The sequence below is a fragment of the Pseudomonas sp. GM18 genome, assembly GCF_000282195.1.
Taxonomy (GTDB): Bacteria; Pseudomonadota; Gammaproteobacteria; order Pseudomonadales; family Pseudomonadaceae; genus Aquipseudomonas.
The window spans coordinates 1-19,887 of the sequence record NZ_AKJT01000063.1 but is presented as its reverse complement, the minus strand read 5'-3'; the positions used below and the strand labels follow the sequence as shown (position 1 = coordinate 19,887).

Here is a 19,887-nt window from a genome sequence, read left to right as displayed (position 1 = left end):
CAGCCGAACGCAGCCTCGCAGGCTCGGCAGCTGCTACGGGGTGGTGGGGGTCATGTGATGCGCCCCCAAAAACTCCCGATACAACCGTGCTGTGTTGGTCGGCTGTTCAACCATCGGCATATGGCCGACACCGTCCCAGATTTCCACCCGCAGATCGGCGATGCCCTTGCTCCAGACCGGCACGCTGCTGACGTCGATCAAGCGGTCCTTGCGCCCCCACAGCAGCAGCGCCGGGCATTTGATGTCGGGCAGTTTCGGCTCCATCGGCGGGCTGGCGTGGAAGTCCCTGAAGATTTCCTCCAGCTCGTCACGCTGCTGTTCGTAGCGCTGGGCGACGGCGTCCAGCACGATCCCCGGTACCCATGGCGGTGAGGCCATGGTCATGTCGTAGAAATGCTGGAACTCTTCACGGGAATGAATCAGGAACGGATTATGGCCGCGAGCCAGGTGTCGCTCCATGTCACTGGGCTGCGGCGCGGTAACACCGGCCGGGTCGAGCAGCGCCAGCGAAACGATACGCTCGGGATAATTGGCCGCCAGCCATGCCGCGATGTAGCCACCCATGGAGTTACCGATCACATGCACCTTCTCGACCCCGCAGACATCGAGCAACTGGATCAACCGTTTGGCCTGGACCGGAATGTCATAACCGCCACCGGCCTTGAAGCCGGTTTCGCCATGACCGGCGAGGTCAGGGATGATCACCCGGTAGTCGTTGACAAAATGCCGGGCAAAACGCAGCCAGACGTTCTTGTCGGCGCTGTAGCCGTGCAGCATCAGCACACTGCTGGAGGCTTCGTAAGGCCCGCCTTGCCAGGTCGAGACGGTCATTTCGGTGATCGGCACGACGATCTTGTGCAACCGATACAGCCGGGCCTCCAGCGCCATGTTCAAGTCATAGAGCCAGTAACCGATGGCCGGGTAGCTCAACCAGCTCCAGGCCACGAAAACGGCGATAGCGACAACCAACAAAAGCATCAGGCTATTCCTTTGCAGTGATCAGGATGGAATGTGGTTGGCGGAGCCTCGGCATGGGTCTCCTGTTATCGTTGTTTATCGATCCCTCTCTTCATGTATAGACAAACATTGGGCACTCGCCTCATGGCAATGCCATGTTATTCAGACTGCCAACCGGAGATGGCTATTTGACGTTGCCCTGATAGACTTCAAACACACTTTCAACCCGTGTGTTGTCAGGCTCGGTTCAGTAGTACAGAGGCCTCTATGGAAAAAAAGGGAGGAAAGGGACTTTCATTGGCCAGGAGGCTTTATGGGTCGCGCATCCTGGGTCTGGCCCTTGGATTATTGTGTGTCGGTGCAGGGATGTATCCACTCGACCCCGCGCCCTGGGTCTGGGTGGTGATGCTGATCAACGGTCTACTTTGGCCGCATATGGCCTATCAATGGGCGCGTCGGGCGAAGGTTCCTTACCACGCCGAACACCGCAATATTCTGGTGGACGCGTTTCTCGGTGGTTTCTGGGTGGCCGCCATGCAGTTCAATCCGCTGCCCAGCGCTGCCACACTGTCGATGATGGCGATGCACAACGTGGCCATCGGCGGTTTGCGTTTTCTGTTGGTGGGCGCTGTCGCGCAGGTGCTCGGGATAGGCCTCGGGCTGCTGGTATTCATGCCGGCTTTTGTCCCGCAAACCAGTCCATTTCAGCTATACGCCTGTTTGCCTTTGCTGTCGATTTATCCGATGTCCCTGGGCTGGATCTGCTTCCGTCAGGCCCACACCCTCGGCCGACACAAACGCGAGTTGCTGGCCCTTAGTCGCACCGACAGCCTGACCGGCCTGCTGAATCACGGTGCCTGGAAAGATCAGCTGGACATCGAGTTTCAGCGTTGCCGGCGCCAGCAGCAGGGCGGGGCGATTGCGTTGATCGATATCGACCATTTCAAGACCATCAACGACACCTACGGCCATGTCGCCGGGGACATCGTCTTGCGTCAGCTGAGCAAAATCCTCAAGCAGAACCTGCGGGCGGCCGATGTCGCCGGGCGCTATGGCGGCGACGAATTCTGCGTGCTGCTGCCGGACCTGCCGCTGGAGCGCGCCGCTGTGGCGATGGATGCGCTGCGTGCTCGTTTCGCTACGTTGGGTTACGAGCAGAACCCGGCGCTGAAAGTCAGTTTGAGCATTGGCCTGGCGGCCTTCAACCCGACCCACGACGAAGCGACCCTGTGGCTCAACGACGCCGACCAGGCGCTTTACGAAGCCAAGACCACCGGGCGTAACCGCGTCATTTGCCACAGCGACGGCAAGCCGGATAAGGCAATGCTTGACTCGGTTTGACTGGATCACCATAGGGGAACTGCAGTCATTCAGGTTTGTATGTGTCGCATCCGGTGTAGAGCCTTGCGTTGTAGTCAGGTAGGGTTTCAGGACCCCGACACGAAACAAGGATCGATTCATGACGTTCAAGCTCCCACGCTCCCTCCTGGCCACCAGTCTTGGCCTGACCCTCGCCCTCGGCGCTTTCACCCCGGCAGCCTTCGCCGAACCCCACAAACAAGTCCTCGCGGATGCCGAACAGTACAAGGGTGAAGCCCTGAAACTGCTGGAACGGCTGGTGAACATCGACTCCGGCTCCGGTTATGAGCCGGGCCTGACCCAGGTGAGTGACATCGCCATCGAAGAGTTGAAGAAGCTCGGTGCGACCATCGAACTGGTGCCCAACACCCCGGACGAGAGCAACCATGTGCTGGCCACCCTCAAAGGCACCGGCAAGGCGAAGATCCTGCTGATGGCGCACATGGACACCGTGTTCAAGGAAGGCTCCGCCGCGGAGCGCCCGTTCCACATCAAGGACGGTCGCGCTTACGGGCCGGGTGTGATGGACGACAAGGGCGGCATCGTCGCCGGGATCTACGCGCTGAAAATCCTCAAGAACCTCGACTTCAAGAATTACGCGCAAATCACCTTTCTGCTCGATGCCAGTGAAGAAACCGGCTCGGACGTCGCCACAGACCTGATCAAGAAAACCGCCAAGGCCCACGATGTGACGCTCAACCTTGAGCCGGGTCGTCCGGCCGATGGCCTGGTGGTGTGGCGTAAAGGCAGTGCCACCGCCGTGGTCGAGGTCAAAGGCAAGGCGGCTCACGCAGGGGTTGCGCCGGAGCTGGGGCGTAACGCAGCCATGGAAGCCGCGCACCAGATTCTGCAACTCGGCAAACTGGGCGATGACGCGAAGAAAACCACCATCAACTTCACCGTTCTCAAGGCCGGCGACCGTACCAATGTGATTCCGGATCAGGCCACGGCCAAGGCTGATGTGCGGGCGGCGGTGCCGGAAGAGTTCGACCGGATCGAAAAAGACCTGGCGCGGGTATCGAAGGACAAACTGATTGCCGATACGGAAGTCACCACCAGCCTTAAACGCGGCTTGCCACCGATGCCGCAAACGGCGGAATCGGATCGTTTGATGGCCATGGCCCAAGGGATTTACGGCGAAATTGGCCGCAAGTTGACGGAAGAGGGCAGCGGCGGGGCGGCAGATGCGAGTTTGTCCGCTGGTGTTGGCACGCCGACGCTGGACGGGTTCGGGATTGTTGGCGGCAATATCCATACGCCCGAGGAATACGCCGAGGTCGAAAGCGTGGCGCCGCGGATTTATTTGCTGTCGCGGATGATTATGGAGTTGGCCAAGCAATAAGCCACACTGCCCGCTGATCGACAAACTTCCTCATCAGATGTTCGCGGGCAAGTGCGGCGATCCGACTTGCCCGCGAAGACGGTAGTTCAGGCGCAACCCATCCGCCTACTCGATCGGTGTATCGACAAACACCTCAAGCCCTTCGGCATACGCCGTAAACGCGTTGATCAGTGGAAACTGCGCGGCATCTACCTGATCCGGCACCACCAGGTTGGTAAAGCTCCAGGCCACCGCCAGGCTAATCCCGTCCTGCGCAATTGAACCGTCGGTCTTCAGCGGTTGCTTTTCCAGTTCCCGCTCCAGCGCCGAATACGCCGCCGCCAATTGCCCTTCGACCCGTTCCACCCAAGGTCCGTACTGAATCTCCGCTGGCCGCAGGTTGCGTTCGTAGTAAAGCTGCACCGACTTCTCGCACGCCGCCAACGCCAGGCCGATCAGCCGCAGTGAGCGCACGCGTCGGTCCAGGTCGTTGGATACCAGGCTTTTACCCGGCGCGGCCAAGGCTTCGAGGTAATCGATGATGAGCGTTGAGTCCATCAACACCTCACCGTCATCCAGCACCAGGGTCGGCGCCTTCACCACCGGGTTGATCTGCTGGAACTGCTCGAAGTGCCTGAACACCGAAACCGACGCGTGTTCCAGCGGGATGCCCAGGCATTTGGCGGAAATGGCGACGCGCCGCACGTAGGGCGAATCCAGCATGCCGATCAGTTTCATTGAGCCTCTCCTTACAGACGGTCCTTGGGGATGGACAACCTTAGCCGAGGTTCAGCGACGTGCAAACGGTTTCGCGCTAATCCTCAGGCCTATTGTTCATCCTCGAAGGCTAATCCTCAAAGCCTGCCTGTTCATGAATCTCGTCGACTTTCAATTCCAGTCGATAAGCCACGGCGATGAACAGCGCCTGGCACAGGCACAAGGTCGCGCTCAACGAGCGGAAGGCAAACGAGCTGCCTTCGTTGACCAGCAGCACGGTGTTGGCGCGCTTGGCCAATGGCGAGAGGTTGCTGTCGGTGATGATCAGGGTTTTCGCCTGATGGTGCTGGGCGATGCGCAGGCAGTGCTGGGTTTCCTTGCCGTAGGGCGTGAAGCTGATGGCGATCACCAGATCATTGGCGCGCACGCTGCGCATCTGCTCGCGGTAACTGCCGCCAAGGCCCGACACCAGGTGGATGCGTTTGTTGGTGTGTTGCAGGTTGTAGACCAGGTAATCGGCCACCGCGAACGAGCGACGCACCCCGACCACGTAGATGTTGTCGGCATTCACCACCAGGTCCACGGCCTTGTCGAAAGCCTGGTCATCGAGCTCCAGCCCCAGCCGTTCGATGCCCGACAGGGTGGCGTTGATGCACTCTCGCGCCAGGTCGCCGCCGCTGGCCTTCTGCGACTTGTTGGCGATCATGCTGCGGATGCGTTGCTGGTAGTTCTGCACCGGCGTGGTCTTGTGGGTGTAGGCCTCGCGAAACAGCGCCTGCATTTCACTGAACCCGCTGAAGCCGAAGCGCTGGGAAAAGCGCACGATGGCCGACGGGTGCACTTCGCATTCGCGGGCGATGTCGCTGATGCGGTCGACCATGATCCGGTCGCTCTGCTGGCTCATGTAACTGGCGATGCGTTTGAGCTGGCGCGGCAGGCTTTCGTATTCCTCGGTGATCAGCTGCAGCAGACGCTCGGCATTGATCGGAGGGCTGGCGAGATCGCTGTCGGGCGAGCTCTCGGTCGTAGCCGGCTGATCGGTGCGGGACATAAGAAATCCTTCTGGCTTGTTCTTATAGAGACGACAGGTTGCGTCATCCCCTGACAATAGGTTGGCTGTGCGCAGTCTACAGGGTAGGCCGGAATAAAATCTTGAGCTTGCAACCGGCCCGGGGCTTGCTGAAACGATGCACTGTGTCTGGAACGCTCGTATCAAAGTTTATTGGAAAAAATATTCCACGTAAAAAATATATAGAATAAATATTGATTATTCAGTCCCGGACGTTTTAGTCTGCATCCACCAAGAGTGTTCGGCGCCTTCTTCGCCCCGAACGCAGGCTGATAAAAATAACAGGAGCCAGCATGGGCCAGACTCGTTTTGCCAGTGGGCGTCAATTGGATCTGATTTGCCTCGGGCGCCTTGGCGTCGATCTTTATGCGCAACAAGTCGGGGCGCGGCTGGAGGATGTGAGCAGCTTCGCCAAGTACCTGGGCGGCTCGTCCGCCAACATCGCCTTCGGCACCGCTCGGCTGGGTTTGAAGTCAGCGATGTTGAGCCGGGTAGGGGACGACCACATGGGCCGTTTCCTCGTTGAATCCCTGGCCCGCGAGGGCTGCGACGTCAGCGGCATCAAGGCCGATCCGGAACGCCTGACCGCGATGGTCCTGCTGGGTCTCAAGGATCGTGAAACTTTTCCGTTGGTGTTCTACCGCGAAAACTGCGCTGACATGGCGTTGCGCGCCGAAGACATCAGCGAAGCCTTCATCGCTTCCAGCAAAGCCCTGCTGATCACCGGCACCCATTTCTCCACCGACGGCGTCTACAAGGCGAGCATTCAGGCGCTGGAGTATGCCGAGAAACACAACGTCAAACGGGTGCTGGACATCGACTACCGCCCGGTGCTCTGGGGCCTGGCCGGCAAGGCAGACGGCGAAACCCGCTTCGTCGCCGACCAGAACGTCAGCCAGCACGTGCAGAAAATCCTGCCGCGTTTCGACCTGATCGTCGGCACTGAAGAAGAATTCCTGATCGCCGGCGGCTCCGAGGATCTGCTCACCGCCCTGCGCAATGTTCGGCGCCTGAGTGCGGCGACGCTGGTGGTCAAGCTCGGCCCGCAAGGTTGCACGGTGATTCACGGGGCGATCCCGGCGCGTCTGGAAGACGGCGCGATCTATCCCGGTGTGCGCGTCGAAGTGCTGAATGTGCTGGGGGCCGGCGATGCCTTCATGTCGGGTTTCCTCAGCGGTTGGCTGGAGGACGCCAGCGACGAGCGTTGCTGCCAGTTGGCCAATGCCTGCGGCGGTCTGGTGGTGTCGCGCCATGCCTGCGCCCCGGCGATGCCGACTCGCGCCGAACTCGATTACCTGTTCAACAGCCCGGTGCCGATCACCCGGCCGGATCAGGACGCCGTGTTGCAGCGTCTGCATCAGGTCAGCGTGCCGCGCAAACAGTGGAAGCAACTGTTCATCTTTGCCTTCGATCATCGCGGGCAACTGGTAGAGCTGGCCCACAAGGGCGGGCGCGACCTGAGCGCTATCTGCGAACTCAAACAACTCTTTATCAAAGCCGTGGAACGGGTCGAGGCGGATTTGCGTGAGCAGGGCGTCGACGCCGATGTCGGCTTGCTGGCCGATCAACGTTTCGGCCAGGACTCGCTGAACGCCGCCACCGGGCGCGGCTGGTGGGTGGCGCGGCCAGTGGAAGTGCAGGGTTCGCGGCCATTGGCGTTCGAACACGGGCGCTCGATCGGCAGCAACCTGATTGCCTGGCCGCAAGAACAGATCATCAAATGCCTGGTGCAATTCCATCCCGACGACGAGCCTCTGCTGCGTCTGGAGCAGGAAGCGCAGATCAAGGGCTTGTATCAGGCCTCGCAAGTCAGCGGGCATGAATTGCTGCTGGAGATCATTCCGCCCAAGGATCACCCATCACAGCATCCGGACGTGCTCTATCGCGCCCTCAAACGCCTCTACAACCTGGGTATCTACCCGGCGTGGTGGAAGATCGAAGCGCAGAGCGCCGAGGAGTGGAAACAACTCGACGAGCTGATTCAGGAGCGCGATCCGTATTGCCGTGGCGTGGTGCTGCTGGGTTTGAATGCCCCGGCGGCGACCCTGGCCGAAGGGTTTCAACAGGCCAGCCAGAGCCAGACCTGCCGTGGTTTCGCCGTGGGCCGGACGATTTTCCAGGAGCCGAGCCGCGCGTGGATGGCCGGTGAAATCGACGATGAAACGCTGATCCGCCAGGTGCAGGGCACGTTTGTCGAACTGATCGATGCCTGGCGCACGGCCCGGGCCTGAACATTCTAGAAAAAACAATAAAAGGTGCAGCCATGCCCGCTATCCGAATTGGCATCAACCCGATCTCCTGGAGCAACGACGACCTGCCGTCCCTCGGTGGTGAAACGCCGTTGAGCACTGCCCTCAGCGAAGGCAAGGACATCGGCTACGAAGGCTTTGAACTCAACGGCAAGTTTCCCAAGGACGCCAAGGGTGTCGGCGATGTGCTGCGCCCGTATGACCTGGCGCTGGTGTCTGGCTGGTATTCCAGCCGTCTGGCCCGCCGTTCCGTGGCCGAGGAAATCGACGCCATCGGCAGCCATGTCGAGCTGCTGGCGAAGAACGGCGCCAACGTGCTGGTCTATGGCGAAGTCGCTGACTCCATTCAAGGCCAGCGCATCCCACTGGTCGAGCGCCCGCGTTTACACACCGAGCAGGCCTGGCAAGAATACGCCGACAAACTCACCGAACTGGCGCGCTTCACCCTGTCCCAGGGCGTGCGTCTGGCGTATCACCACCATATGGGCGCCTACGTCGAATCCCCGGCCGACATCGACAAACTGATGGCGCTGACCGGCAGCGAAGTCGGCCTGCTGTTCGATTCGGGCCACTGCTACATGGGCGGCGGCGAACCGTTGCAGGTGTTGCGTAAACACATCGAACGGGTCTGCCACGTGCATTTCAAGGACGTGCGCAAACCGGTGGTGCAACTGGCGCGCAATAACCTGTGGAGCTTCCCGGACTGCATCATCAACGGCACCTTCACCGTGCCCGGCGATGGCGACATCGACTTCGGCGCCTTGCTCGACGTATTGCTGGGCGCCGATTACCACGGCTGGCTGGTGGTCGAGGCCGAGCAGGATCCGGCGGTGGCACCGAGTTACGTCTACGCCAAAAAAGGCTACGACACCTTGCGTGCCTTGCTTGACGAGAGGACCGCGCAATGAGCCTGTTGGTCAAGAGCAATGCACGCGGTCGGACCATGGTCGAGCTGGGGCAGGGGGAGCTGGAATATGTCGGCTTCGCCGCTTACCGCCTGAGCCTCGGCGAAACCCTGCCGGTCAGCGCGGGTGACAAGGAATTGTGTCTGGTGCTGCTCAGCGGTCGGGTCGGCATCAAGGGCGAAGCACCGGGGCAGGGCGGGTTCGACTGGGACAACATCGGCGATCGCCAGTCGGTGTTCGAAGACAAATCACCGTTCGCCGTGTATTTGCCACCCGGCAGCCAGGCCCAGGTGGTGGCGTTGAGCGACGTGCAAATTGCTGTTTGCGCGGCGCCCGGTTCGGCGGCCGAAAACCTCGGCCCACGGCTGATCAAGCCCGATAGCATGAAACGCAGCGTGCGCGGCAAGGGTGCCAACACCCGTTATGTCTGCGACATTTTGCCGGACACCGAGCCCGCCCATTCGCTGCTGGTGGTGGAAGTGCGTACGCCGTCCGGGCACTCGTCGAGCTACCCGCCGCACAAGCACGACACCGACGATCTGCCGCACCAGAGCTTTCTCGAAGAAACCTATTACCACCAGATCAACCCGCCCCAGGGCTTCGTGTTCCAGCGGGTCTACACCGACGATCGCAGCATCGATCAGGCTATGGCGGTGGAAAACAGCGACCTGGTGGTGGTGCCCAAGGGTTATCACCCGGTCAGCGTGCCCTACGGCTATGAGTCGTATTACCTGAACGTGATGGCCGGCCCGAAACGCGTCTGGCAGTTCCATAACGATCCGCAGCACAGCTGGCTGCTGGACCTCTGAATTCCAATGCCTGATTTCCAACGCCTGAATTCCAACATTCAAAGGGAGAACAAGAACAATGAGCGACGCCCCGGTTATAGGTCATTACATCGACGGTCAGGTGCAGGACAGCGGCAGCGAGCGGTTCAGCAATGTCTTCAACCCGGCCACCGGCAGCGTTCAGGCGCGGGTCGGGTTGGCCAGCCAAAAGACCGTGGACGAGGCCGTCGCTTCGGCCCTGAAGGCGTTCCCAGCGTGGTCCGAGCAATCGTCCCTGCGCCGTTCGCGGGTGATGTTCAAGTTCAAGGAATTGCTCGACCGCCATCACAACGAACTGGCCGAAATCATCAGTCGCGAACACGGCAAGGTGTTGTCCGACGCCAAGGGCGAAGTGACCCGTGGCATCGAAATCGTCGAGTATGCCTGTGGCGCGCCGAACCTGCTGAAAACCGATTTCAGCGACAACATCGGCGGTGGCATCGACAACTGGAACCTGCGCCAGCCATTGGGCGTTTGCGCCGGGGTCACACCGTTCAACTTCCCGGTGATGGTGCCGCTGTGGATGATCCCGCTGGCGCTGGTCACCGGCAACTGCTTCATTCTCAAACCGTCTGAGCGTGACCCATCCGCCAGTTTGCTGATGGCCCGTTTGCTCACCGAAGCCGGGTTGCCGGACGGTGTGTTCAACGTGGTCCAGGGCGACAAGGCGGCGGTCGACGCCTTGCTGCAACACCCGGACATCGAGGCGATTTCCTTTGTCGGCTCGACGCCGATTGCCGAATACATCCACCAGCAAGCCACCTCGCGCGGCAAGCGTGTACAGGCGCTGGGCGGGGCGAAGAACCACATGATCGTCATGCCTGATGCCGATCTGGACCAAGCGGCGGATGCGTTGATCGGCGCGGCTTACGGCTCGGCCGGTGAGCGCTGCATGGCGATTTCGATTGCCGTGGCCGTCGGTGATGTCGGCGACCAGTTGATTGCCAAACTGCTGCCGCGCATCGATCAACTGAAGGTCGGCAATGGCATACAGGGCGACAGCGACATGGGGCCGCTGGTGACCGCCGAACACAAGGCCAAGGTCGAGGGTTTTATCGGCGAAGGCGTGGCCCAGGGTGCACAACTGATTGTCGACGGGCGCAATTTCAAGGTGCCGGGAGCCGAGAACGGCTTCTTCGTCGGCGCCACGCTGTTCGACAACGTCACGACCGAGATGAGCATCTACCAGCAAGAGATCTTCGGGCCGGTGCTGGGCATCGTGCGCGTGCCGGACTTCGCCAGCGCCGTGGCGCTGATCAACGCCCATGAATTCGGCAACGGCGTGTCCTGCTTCACCAGTGATGGCGGCATTGCCCGTTCGTTTGCCCGCAGCATCAAGGTCGGCATGGTCGGCATCAACGTGCCGATTCCGGTGCCTATGGCCTGGCACTCTTTCGGCGGCTGGAAGCGCTCGCTGTTCGGTGATCACCACGCTTATGGCGAAGAAGGCATTCGCTTCTACAGCCGCTACAAAAGCGTGATGCAGCGCTGGCCCGACAGCATCGCCAAAGGCCCTGAATTCAGCATGCCGACCGCCAAATAATTCACTTATACGGAGAACAACAAAAAATGAGCAAACCCCTGCGTTTCGCCCTGAACCGTATGGTCGCACCACGTTTGTCCCTGCCGGCGTTCATCGAGTTGGCGGTGACCCTCAAGGCCGACGCCATCGAGATCCGCAACGATCTCAAGGGCGTTGAAATCGAAGACGGTACCGCGCCCGAACACGTGCGTGAATTGTGCGCGGCCAAAGGCATCACTGTGCTGTCGATCAACGCGCTGTATCCGTTCGATGTCTGGAATGACGAGCGCCGCGCACACGCCCTGAAGCTTGCCGCTTATGCCCGTGATTGTGGCGCGCAGGGTTTGGTCATGTGCCCGCTGAACGACCGCACTGATCCGCGTACCGAGGCGCAGCGTGCGTCCGGCCTGCGCACGGCGCTGAGTGAACTGGCGCCGATCCTGCGTGAGCACGGCATTCTCGGCTTCATCGAACCGCTGGGTTTCGAAGAGTGTTCGCTGCGGCGCAAACGCACGGCAGTCGATGCGATCAAGGCTATCGGTGGGCTGGATGTGTTCCGTCTGGTGCATGACACCTTCCACCATCACCTGGCCAGCGAACATGAATTCTTCCCTGAGCTGACCGGGCTGGTGCACATCTCCGGCGTCGAAGATGCCGAGGCACCGCTGGCGACCATTCGTGACGGGCATCGGGTGCTGGTGGGCGAGGGTGACATCCTCGGCAACGCGGCGCAGATCGACACCTTGCTCAGTAGCGGTTACAGCGGCTACCTGTCGTTCGAACCGTTTGCCGACAGCGTCCATGGCCTGGCGGATATCCAGACAGCGATTGGCGCGAGCATGGATCACCTGCAGAAATCCCTGAGCTGACATCGGATTTGCATACGGAAAAGGTGCAAGCATGACCACAACAAGACTGACCATGGCCCAGGCCCTGGTGAAATTCCTCGATAACCAGTACATCGAGGTCGATGGGGTTCAGAGCAAATTCGTCGCCGGGATCTTTACCATTTTTGGCCACGGCAATGTGCTGGGTCTGGGGCAAGCCCTGGAACAGGACAGCGGCGACCTGATCGTTCATCAGGGCCGCAACGAACAAGGCATGGCCCACGCCGCGATCGGTTTTGCCAAGCAGCACCTGCGGCGCAAGATTTACGCCTGTTCTTCATCGGTGGGCCCGGGCGCGGCGAACATGCTGACCGCTGCCGCGACGGCCACCGCCAACCGTATTCCCTTGCTGCTGTTGCCCGGCGACGTCTATGCCTGCCGCCAACCGGACCCGGTTCTGCAACAGATCGAGCAGTTCCACGACCTGAGTATCAGCACCAACGATGCGTTCAAGGCCGTGAGCAAATACTGGGACCGGATCAACCGTCCCGAGCAACTGATGACTGCGGCGATCCACGCCATGCGCGTGCTCACCGACCCCGCCGAAACCGGCGCCGTGACCCTGGCCTTGCCACAAGACGTGCAGGCCGAGGCGTACGACTATCCCGATTACTTCCTGCAAAAACGCGTGCACCGCATCGAGCGCCGTCCGGCCACCGAAGCGATGCTCGGCGATGCCGTGGCGCTGTTCAAAGGCAAGCGCAAACCGCTGATCATTTGCGGTGGCGGGGTCAAGTATTCCGGTGCCAATGCAGCGTTGCAGGCCTTTGCCGAGCGCTTCGATATTCCTTTCGCCGAAACCCAGGCCGGCAAGAGCGCGGTGGTGTCCAGCCATCCGCTGAACGTTGGCGGGATCGGCGAAACCGGTTGCCTGGCGGCGAACCTGTTGGCCAAGGACGCTGATTTGATCATCGGCGTCGGCACCCGCTACAGCGATTTCACCACCGCGTCGAAATCCTTGTTCAAGCACCCGGAGGTGCAATTCCTCAACCTCAATATCAGCCCCTGCGATGCCCTGAAACTCGATGGCGTGCAACTGCTGGCGGATGCCAAAACCGGCTTGAACGCCTTGGCCGATGTGTTGGGCGACTATCGCGCCGGTTGGGGCGATCAACCCCGGCAGGCCAGGGCGCAGCTGGACGAGGAAGTTGACCGCATCTATCAGGTCGAGTACCAGACCCAGGACTTCGTGCCGGAAATCAACGACCACCTGGACCTGGCGGTGCTGCGCGAATTCATCGAGCTGACTGGTTCCTGCCTGACCCAGAGCCGGGTGCTCGGTGTGCTCAACGAAACCCTGGCCGATGATGCGGTGATCGTTGCCGCCGCCGGCAGCCTGCCCGGTGACTTGCAGCGCAGCTGGCGCAGCAAGGGTGTGAACACCTACCACGTCGAGTACGGTTATTCGTGCATGGGTTATGAGGTTAACGCCGCACTGGGGGTGAAGCTCGCCGAGCCTGAGCGCGAGGTCTATGCGCTGGTGGGCGACGGCTCCTACATGATGCTGCACTCGGAGTTGGCGACCTCGATCCAGGAGCGCCGCAAGATCAACGTGGTGCTGCTGGACAACATGACCTTCGGCTGCATCAACAACCTGCAAATGGAACACGGCATGGACAGCTTCGGCACCGAGTTCCGCTTCCGTAATCCTGAAACCGGCAAGCTCGATGGCGGCTTCGTGCCGGTGGATTTCGCCATGAGCGCGGCGGCCTACGGCTGCAAGACCTACAAGGTGAACACGGTTGAAGAGCTGCGAGCCGCGTTGGCGGATGCGCGGTTGCAGACGGTGTCGACGCTGATCGACATCAAGGTCCTGCCCAAAACCATGATTCACAAATACCTGTCGTGGTGGCGGGTCGGCGTGGCGCAAGTCTCCACCAGCGCGCGCACCGATGCGGTGGCCAAGACCCTCAACGAACGACTGGCTAAAGCCCGTCAGTACTGATTGCCCTGAAACGAACAAACAGGAGTGTTTATATGTCTTCGCTTTCAAATTCGTTGCGCATTGGCGTCATCGGCACCGGGGCCATCGGCCAGGACCATATCCGTCGTTGCAGCCAGACCTTGCTCAACAGCCAGGTCGTCGCAGTCACCGACATCAATTTGCAGCAAGCGGCCAAGGTCGTCTCCGACCTGAAACTGACCGCCGAGGTCTATCCCGACGGCCACGCGCTGATCAAGGCGCCGGACGTCGAAGCGATTCTCGTCACCTCCTGGGGCCCGAGCCACGAAGAGTTCGTGCTGGCGGCGATTGCGGCGGGCAAACCGGTGTTCTGCGAGAAACCGCTGGCGGTCACCGCCGAAGGCTGCCGCAAGATCGTCGAAGCCGAGGTGGCCCACGGCAAACGACTGGTGCAGGTTGGTTTCATGCGCCCGTACGATGAAGGTTATCGGGCATTGAAGTCGGTGATCGACAGTGGCCAGATCGGCGAACCGCTGATGCTGCACTGCGCCCACCGCAACCCGACCGTAGGTGAAAACTACAAGACCGACATGGCGATCACCGACACACTGATCCATGAGCTGGACGTGTTGCGCTGGTTGCTGGACGACGACTATGTGTCGGTGCAGGTGGTGTTCCCGCGCAAGACCAGCAAGGCCCACGCCCATTTGAAAGATCCGCAGATCGTGCTGCTGGAAACCGCCAAGGGCACGCGCATCGACGTGGAAGTGTTCGTCAACTGCCAGTACGGCTACGACATCCAGTGCGAAGTGGTGGGGGAGACGGGCATCGCCAAACTGCCGGAGCCGTCACAGGTTCAGTTGCGCAGTGGGGCGAAACTGTCCAATGCGATTCTGATGGACTGGAAGGACCGGTTCATCGCCGCCTATGACGTCGAGTTGCAGGCGTTCATCGATGGCGTGCGGGCCGGGCAGGTGGGCGGGCCATCGGCGTGGGACGGTTTCGCCGCCGCAGTCGCTGCGGATGCCTGCATCGAGGCGCAGAACAGCGGCCAGATCGTCAAAGTCGGCCTGCCAGATCGCCCACACTTCTACGGCTAACCCTCGTAATGATCATTCCCACGCTCTGCGTGGGAATGCATCCCGTGACGCTCCGCGTCACAAAGCGGACGCAGAGCGTCCATGGCGGCGTTCCCACGCAGAGCGTAGGAACGATCAGCGTAAGGTGATGGAGAACAAAAAAACATGCGCATCGCACTAGACCCCTACATGTATCGCAACCTGTCCCTGGGCAAGATGGTCGACAAGGTCGCCGAGCTCGGTTACGAACACATCGAGCTGTCGCCCCGGGAAGATTTCCTGCCGTTCTATAAAGCTCCGCGGGTCGACAAGGCGCGGATCAAGGAATTTCGCAAAGCCCTGAGCGACACCGGGGTCAAACTCTCTTCTTTATTACCGATGTACCACTGGGCCGCCGCCGATGAAGGTCTGCGCGTGGCCGCCGTGCGCAACTGGAAGCGGGCAATCCAGATTGCCGTGGAGATGGACTGCGAACTGGTCAACACCGAGTTCACCGGCCAGTCGGACAACCCATTAGTCTGCGAGAACCAGTTCATGCGTTCCATGGACGAACTGATCCCCGAGTTCGAACGTGAAGGCATCAAGCTCGATATCCAGGCCCATCCTTACGATTTCTGCGAGCGCAACAATGAGTCGGTGGACATCATTCGCGGCCTGGACCGCGACTGGATCAACTACCTCTACGCCGCGCCACACACGTTTTTCTACGACGATGGCGTGGGTGACATCGCCTCGATGCTCAAGTACGCCGGCTCGAAACTGAGCCACCTGATCATCGCCGACACTTACAACCACAAGGCGTCCTCGGGCTTGCGCTACATCGTCAACCCGCCGGGCGTCACCGCCACCGTGCACCAGCATCTGGACATCGGCCAGGGCGAGGTCGACTGGGAAGCGTTTTTCGGCACCTTGCGCGAGATCAAGTTCGATGGCATCGCCACCGTCTCGGTGTTCGCCTGGGAAGACCGGCCGGACGAGTCCAACCGGATGATGCTCGAACGCGTGACCCGCGAACTCTGCCAGTAACCCCGTAACTGATCGTTCCCACGCTGAGCGTGGGAACGATCATAAGGAGAACAACATGCGTATCGGACTTGTTGGCTACGGCCATGGCGGCCGGTTTTTCCATGCTCCGCTGATCAGCAGTTTGTCGGCGGCGACGTTTGTGGGCGTGGTCACCCGTTCTGCTGAGCGCCGACAACTGCTGGCCACGGAACATCCCGGTGTGCCGGCCTTCGACAGCATTGGCCAACTGGTCGAAGCCGGGGTTGATGTGCTGGTGGTGTCCACGCCGCTCAAAGGTCGTCCGGCGTTGGTGCTCGACGCCATCGAACACGGGGTGGCGGTGGTCAGCGACAAGCCGTTCGCCGCCGATATGCAACAGGCGCAAACCCTGATCACCATGGCCGAGCGTCAGGGCGTGCATTTGAGCGTCTACCAGAACCGGCGCTGGGACTCGGATTTTCTCACCGTGCGCAAACTCATCGAGTCCGGTGCCCTGGGCCAGGTCACCCGTTTCGAATCGCGGATCGAACGCTACTCGCCACAGTCGGTGAACAACGGCAGCGGCGGCGGTTTCCTGCGCGATCTGGGCAGCCATCTGGTGGATCAAGCGCTGCTGTTGTTCGGCCCCGTCACCCGGGTTTACGCCGAGCTGGATTACCTCGAAAAAGGCCAGACCTTCGACAATGGCTTCTTTATGTCCCTGATCCATGCCAGCGGCGTGATCTCGCACCTGAGTGGCAGTTGCCTGCAAAACACCCCCGGCCCGCGTTTTCGCGTGACCGGCACCCAGGGCTGTTACAGCGTCGACGGTCTGGACGGGCAAGAGGCGTCGACCCTGGCCGGGCTCACGCCCAAATCCGAGGGCGAGCGCTGGGGCGTCGAAGAGCATCGTCGCTGGGGCTGGTTCGAACAAGGCGAGGTGCGCGAGCGGGTGCCGTCCGAGCGTGGCTGCTGGAACCAGTTCTATTTGCAGCTACAGACCGCGTTACAGAGCGGTGGCCCATTGCCGGTCGAAGCCCGTGATGCACTGGCGACCACCCGCGTGCTAGACGCTGCGCGGCTCAGTTTCGAGCGGCATCAAGTGGTGGCATTGAGCCCATTCGAGAGCCATGGAATAAAATCAGAATAAAATTCTAAAATGAGTTGATATAGAAATTATTTTCCAATAAAGTCGTTTCCAGGTTGCCGACTATCAACGTCCGATCACGCTCAAGCAGGCCTTGAACGAGTGAAGGACGCACCAAAAACAAGAAACAAAGCCAGGTACCGTCGATGAAAACCTTCAACTCTGCTCTGCATGCTTTACGTTCCGTGCTGTACCTCTCTCGCGACCTGCCTCGCGTCTCGTTTCATTCCATCTCTCGCTTGCTTTGCGTCGAACGCAAGGGTGCCCTGGTCTGCTGCATTCCGGGTGCACCGATTGTCCGCTTGCCCGCTTACTGAAATCGTCACGCCTTATCCATAAAACCAACAAGAATGTGGAGAAAGACCTTTCATGAAGACCAAGACCCGTTTCGCCTCACTCGCCTTGTCCCTGATGCTCGCCAGCGGTGCCGCACTCGCTGACATGAAGATCGGCGTCAGCATGGCGCAGTTCGATGACACCTGGCTGACCTACCTGCGCGAATCCATGGACACGAAAGCCAAGTCCTATCCCGATGGCGTCAAGCTGCAGTTCGAAGATGCGCGCAGCGACGTAGTCAGGCAGTTGAGCCAGGTAGAAAGCTTCATCAGCCAGAAAGTCGATGCCATTGTGGTCAACCCGGTGGATACCGCCGCCACCAAAAAAATCACCGAAGCGGCGGTCAAGGCCGGCATTCCACTGGTGTACGTCAATCGCCGTCCCGATGACCTGAACCTGCCCAAAGGCGTGGTCACTGTCGCTTCCAACGATCTGGAGGCCGGCCAGATGCAGATGCAGTACCTGGCCGAAAAAATGGGCGGCAAGGGTGACATCGTGATTCTGCTCGGTGATTTGGCCAACAACTCCACCACTAACCGCACCAAGGGCGTAAAAGAGGTGCTGGCCAAGTACCCGAACATCAAGATCGAGCAAGAGCAGAGCGGCATCTGGTCGCGAGACAAGGGCATGACCCTGGTCAACGACTGGCTGACCCAAGGTCGCAAGTTCGACGCGGTCGTCTCCAACAACGATGAGATGGCGATTGGCGCGGCCATGGCCCTGCAACAGGCGGGTGTCGCCAAAGGCAGCGTGCTGATCGCCGGTGTCGACGGTACGCCCGACGGTTTGAACGCGGTGAAGAAGGGCTCTCTGGTGGTCTCGGTATTCCAGGACGCCAAAGGTCAGGCCGATGGTTCGGTCGACACCGCGGTAAAAATGGCCAAAAACGAGCCGGTCGAGCAGGCCGTGTGGGTGCCGTATCGCTTGATCACCTTGCAAAACGTTGACCAGTTCAAATAGTCCGTCCGTTCGATAACAACAATAAGCACGCAAGGTTGCGACGCGACCTTGCTGATGGAGTACCTGATCATGTTCGCTTCAGCGACTGCTTCGAGCACCCCGTTGGTGGGTATCCAGCCAACCGCAACACCTGTCGATGAGCCGTACCTGCTGGAGATCATCAACGTCAGCAAGGGTTTTCCCGGTGTGGTGGCCTTGTCCGACGTACAGCTGCGGGTGCGTCCCGGTTCCGTGCTGGCGCTGATGGGCGAAAACGGTGCCGGCAAATCCACCCTGATGAAAATCATTGCCGGCATCTACCAGCCGGACGCCGGCGAGTTGCGCCTGCGGGGCAAGCCGGTGGTCTTCGAAACGCCACTGGCCGCACTCCAGGCCGGGATCGCGATGATCCACCAGGAACTCAACCTGATGCCGCACATGAGCATCGCCGAGAACATCTGGATCGGCCGCGAGCAGCTCAACGGCCTGCACATGATCGACCATCGTGAAATGCACCGCTGCACCGCCAAACTGCTGGAGCGTCTGCGGATCAATCTCGACCCGGAAGAGCAGGTGGGCAACCTGAGCATCGCGGAACGGCAGATGGTCGAGATCGCCAAGGCGGTGTCCTATGACTCCGACATCCTGATCATGGATGAGCCGACTTCGGCCATCACCGATAAGGAAGTCGCCCACCTGTTCTCGATCATTGCCGACCTCAAGAGCCAGGGCAAAGGCATCATCTACATCACTCATAAAATGAACGAGGTGTTCAGCATCGCCGATGAAGTGGCGGTGTTCCGTGACGGCGCCTACATCGGCCTGCAACGGGCCGACAGCATGGACGGCGACAGCCTGATTTCGATGATGGTCGGCCGCGAACTGAGCCAACTGTTTCCGGTGCGCGAGAAACCGATTGGCGATCTGTTGCTGTCGGTACGCGACCTCAAGCTGGACGGCATTTTCAAGGATGTATCCTTCGACCTGCATGCCGGCGAGATCCTGGGCATCGCCGGATTGATGGGCTCGGGGCGAACCAATGTCGCCGAGGCGATTTTCGGCATCACTCCGAGTGACGGTGGCGAAATCCGGCTCGACGGCGAGGTGGTGCGCATCACCGATCCGCACATGGCCATCGAGAAGGGCTTCGCGCTGTTGACCGAAGATCGCAAGCTCAGCGGCCTGTTCCCGTGCCTTTCGGTGCTGGAAAACATGGAAATGGCGGTATTGCCCCATTACGTCGGCAACGGCTTCATCCAGCAGAAAGCCCTGCGCGTGTTGTGTGAAGACATGTGCAAGAAGCTGCGGGTGAAAACGCCGTCGCTGGAACAGTGCATCGACACACTGTCCGGCGGTAATCAGCAGAAAGCCTTGTTGGCGCGTTGGCTGATGACCAACCCGCGAATCCTGATTCTCGACGAACCGACCCGGGGCATCGATGTTGGTGCCAAGGCCGAGATCTACCGGCTTATCGCATACCTCGCCAGCGAGGGTATGGCGGTGATCATGATTTCCTCGGAGCTGCCGGAAGTGCTGGGCATGAGCGACCGGGTCATGGTCATGCACGAGGGCGACCTGATGGGCACCCTCGACCGCAGCGAAGCGACCCAGGAACGAGTGATGCAACTGGCCTCGGGCATGTCCGCGGTTCACTAATGGATGCCGGCGGTGGCCATGGCTGCCGCC

General features: G+C 60.4%; 16 protein-coding genes. 13 read left to right on the top strand and 3 right to left on the bottom strand.

All coding sequences use genetic code 11. The features are described from left to right. Nucleotides 1-33 precede the first annotated feature (33 nt). Nucleotides 34-978 carry an alpha/beta fold hydrolase gene (locus tag PMI21_RS11245; RefSeq protein WP_007939396.1) on the bottom strand — a complete coding sequence of 315 codons (945 nt, stop codon included), beginning with the start codon at nt 976-978 and terminating at the stop codon, nt 34-36. Nucleotides 979-1,224: 246 nt separating this feature from the next. Between PMI21_RS11245 and PMI21_RS11250 the strand changes: the two genes are divergently transcribed. Beyond that, a complete protein-coding gene (locus tag PMI21_RS11250; RefSeq protein ID WP_007939395.1) occupies nt 1,225-2,298 on the top strand; it encodes a diguanylate cyclase in 1,074 nt (357 codons plus the stop codon). 118 nt (nt 2,299-2,416) lie between these two features. Beyond that, on the top strand, nt 2,417-3,658 hold the full coding sequence (locus tag PMI21_RS11255) for a M20/M25/M40 family metallo-hydrolase (RefSeq protein WP_007939394.1): 1,242 nt from the start codon (nt 2,417-2,419) through the stop codon (nt 3,656-3,658). Nucleotides 3,659-3,763: 105 nt separating this feature from the next. On the opposite strand, the gene PMI21_RS11260 is transcribed toward PMI21_RS11255, so the two are convergent. Both PMI21_RS11260 and PMI21_RS11265 read right to left on the bottom strand, forming a co-directional pair. Next, the gene (locus PMI21_RS11260; RefSeq protein ID WP_007939392.1) at nt 3,764-4,375 is read right to left on the bottom strand and encodes a glutathione S-transferase; all 612 of its coding nucleotides are present in this window, start codon (nt 4,373-4,375) and stop codon (nt 3,764-3,766) included. A 109-nt stretch (nt 4,376-4,484) separates the two neighbouring features. Next, nucleotides 4,485-5,405, bottom strand: a complete 921-nt coding sequence (locus PMI21_RS11265) for a MurR/RpiR family transcriptional regulator (protein ID WP_007939390.1) — start codon at nt 5,403-5,405, stop codon at nt 4,485-4,487. Nucleotides 5,406-5,716: 311 nt separating this feature from the next. Between PMI21_RS11265 and PMI21_RS11270 the strand changes: the two genes are divergently transcribed. The 11 genes from PMI21_RS11270 to PMI21_RS11320 all read left to right on the top strand — a co-directional run bounded on the left by PMI21_RS11270 (nt 5,717) and on the right by PMI21_RS11320 (nt 19,857). Next, nucleotides 5,717-7,654 carry a bifunctional 5-dehydro-2-deoxygluconokinase/5-dehydro-2-deoxyphosphogluconate aldolase gene (locus PMI21_RS11270; RefSeq protein WP_007939389.1) on the top strand — a complete coding sequence of 646 codons (1,938 nt, stop codon included), beginning with the start codon at nt 5,717-5,719 and terminating at the stop codon, nt 7,652-7,654. A 32-nt stretch (nt 7,655-7,686) separates the two neighbouring features. Continuing rightward, complete coding sequence (gene iolE, locus PMI21_RS11275; RefSeq protein ID WP_007939388.1) at nt 7,687-8,580, top strand: myo-inosose-2 dehydratase; 894 nt, start codon at nt 7,687-7,689, stop codon at nt 8,578-8,580. Continuing rightward, entirely contained in the window at nt 8,577-9,386 is an 810-nt protein-coding gene (iolB, locus tag PMI21_RS11280; protein ID WP_007939387.1) for a 5-deoxy-glucuronate isomerase, read from the top strand. The genes iolE and iolB overlap by 4 nt, the downstream gene beginning before the upstream one ends. Nucleotides 9,387-9,444: 58 nt before the next feature. Continuing rightward, nucleotides 9,445-10,947: a CoA-acylating methylmalonate-semialdehyde dehydrogenase gene (locus tag PMI21_RS11285; protein WP_007939386.1), complete on the top strand. Its 1,503-nt coding sequence runs from the start codon at nt 9,445-9,447 to the stop codon at nt 10,945-10,947. Between the two features lie 26 nt (nt 10,948-10,973). Continuing rightward, on the top strand, nt 10,974-11,795 hold the full coding sequence (locus PMI21_RS11290) for a TIM barrel protein (protein WP_007939385.1): 822 nt from the start codon (nt 10,974-10,976) through the stop codon (nt 11,793-11,795). A 31-nt stretch (nt 11,796-11,826) separates the two neighbouring features. After that, nucleotides 11,827-13,758 carry a 3D-(3,5/4)-trihydroxycyclohexane-1,2-dione acylhydrolase (decyclizing) gene (gene iolD, locus PMI21_RS11295; RefSeq protein WP_007939384.1) on the top strand — a complete coding sequence of 644 codons (1,932 nt, stop codon included), beginning with the start codon at nt 11,827-11,829 and terminating at the stop codon, nt 13,756-13,758. 32 nt (nt 13,759-13,790) lie between these two features. Next, complete coding sequence (locus tag PMI21_RS11300; protein WP_007939383.1) at nt 13,791-14,816, top strand: Gfo/Idh/MocA family protein; 1,026 nt, start codon at nt 13,791-13,793, stop codon at nt 14,814-14,816. Nucleotides 14,817-14,960: 144 nt separating this feature from the next. Beyond that, on the top strand, nt 14,961-15,821 hold the full coding sequence (locus PMI21_RS11305) for a sugar phosphate isomerase/epimerase family protein (protein ID WP_007939382.1): 861 nt from the start codon (nt 14,961-14,963) through the stop codon (nt 15,819-15,821). Nucleotides 15,822-15,876: 55 nt separating this feature from the next. Next, entirely contained in the window at nt 15,877-16,929 is a 1,053-nt protein-coding gene (locus PMI21_RS11310) for a Gfo/Idh/MocA family protein (protein WP_007939381.1), read from the top strand. A gap of 366 nt (nt 16,930-17,295) precedes the next feature. Next, nucleotides 17,296-18,222, top strand: coding sequence for a sugar ABC transporter substrate-binding protein (locus tag PMI21_RS11315; RefSeq protein ID WP_007939379.1), 927 nt, complete (start codon nt 17,296-17,298; stop codon nt 18,220-18,222). Nucleotides 18,223-18,291: 69 nt separating this feature from the next. Further along, nucleotides 18,292-19,857 carry a sugar ABC transporter ATP-binding protein gene (locus PMI21_RS11320; RefSeq protein WP_007939378.1) on the top strand — a complete coding sequence of 522 codons (1,566 nt, stop codon included), beginning with the start codon at nt 18,292-18,294 and terminating at the stop codon, nt 19,855-19,857. Nucleotides 19,858-19,887 lie beyond the last annotated feature (30 nt).

What these genes read in the sequence shown, in the direction of transcription:
- PMI21_RS11255 (WP_007939394.1), top strand. Translation starts at nt 2,417, where the DNA reads ATGACGTTCAAGCTCCCACGCTCCCTCCTGGCCACCAGTCTTGGCCTG.
- PMI21_RS11320 (WP_007939378.1), top strand. Translation starts at nt 18,292, where the DNA reads ATGTTCGCTTCAGCGACTGCTTCGAGCACCCCGTTGGTGGGTATCCAG.
- PMI21_RS11310 (WP_007939381.1), top strand. Translation starts at nt 15,877, where the DNA reads ATGCGTATCGGACTTGTTGGCTACGGCCATGGCGGCCGGTTTTTCCAT.
- PMI21_RS11265 (WP_007939390.1), bottom strand. Translation starts at nt 5,405, where the DNA reads ATGTCCCGCACCGATCAGCCGGCTACGACCGAGAGCTCGCCCGACAGC.
- iolD (WP_007939384.1), top strand. Translation starts at nt 11,827, where the DNA reads ATGACCACAACAAGACTGACCATGGCCCAGGCCCTGGTGAAATTCCTC.
- PMI21_RS11315 (WP_007939379.1), top strand. Translation starts at nt 17,296, where the DNA reads ATGAAGACCAAGACCCGTTTCGCCTCACTCGCCTTGTCCCTGATGCTC.
- iolE (WP_007939388.1), top strand. Translation starts at nt 7,687, where the DNA reads ATGCCCGCTATCCGAATTGGCATCAACCCGATCTCCTGGAGCAACGAC.
- PMI21_RS11300 (WP_007939383.1), top strand. Translation starts at nt 13,791, where the DNA reads ATGTCTTCGCTTTCAAATTCGTTGCGCATTGGCGTCATCGGCACCGGG.
- PMI21_RS11290 (WP_007939385.1), top strand. Translation starts at nt 10,974, where the DNA reads ATGAGCAAACCCCTGCGTTTCGCCCTGAACCGTATGGTCGCACCACGT.
- iolB (WP_007939387.1), top strand. Translation starts at nt 8,577, where the DNA reads ATGAGCCTGTTGGTCAAGAGCAATGCACGCGGTCGGACCATGGTCGAG.
- PMI21_RS11285 (WP_007939386.1), top strand. Translation starts at nt 9,445, where the DNA reads ATGAGCGACGCCCCGGTTATAGGTCATTACATCGACGGTCAGGTGCAG.
- PMI21_RS11305 (WP_007939382.1), top strand. Translation starts at nt 14,961, where the DNA reads ATGCGCATCGCACTAGACCCCTACATGTATCGCAACCTGTCCCTGGGC.
- PMI21_RS11270 (WP_007939389.1), top strand. Translation starts at nt 5,717, where the DNA reads ATGGGCCAGACTCGTTTTGCCAGTGGGCGTCAATTGGATCTGATTTGC.
- PMI21_RS11250 (WP_007939395.1), top strand. Translation starts at nt 1,225, where the DNA reads ATGGAAAAAAAGGGAGGAAAGGGACTTTCATTGGCCAGGAGGCTTTAT.
- PMI21_RS11245 (WP_007939396.1), bottom strand. Translation starts at nt 978, where the DNA reads ATGCTTTTGTTGGTTGTCGCTATCGCCGTTTTCGTGGCCTGGAGCTGG.
- PMI21_RS11260 (WP_007939392.1), bottom strand. Translation starts at nt 4,375, where the DNA reads ATGAAACTGATCGGCATGCTGGATTCGCCCTACGTGCGGCGCGTCGCC.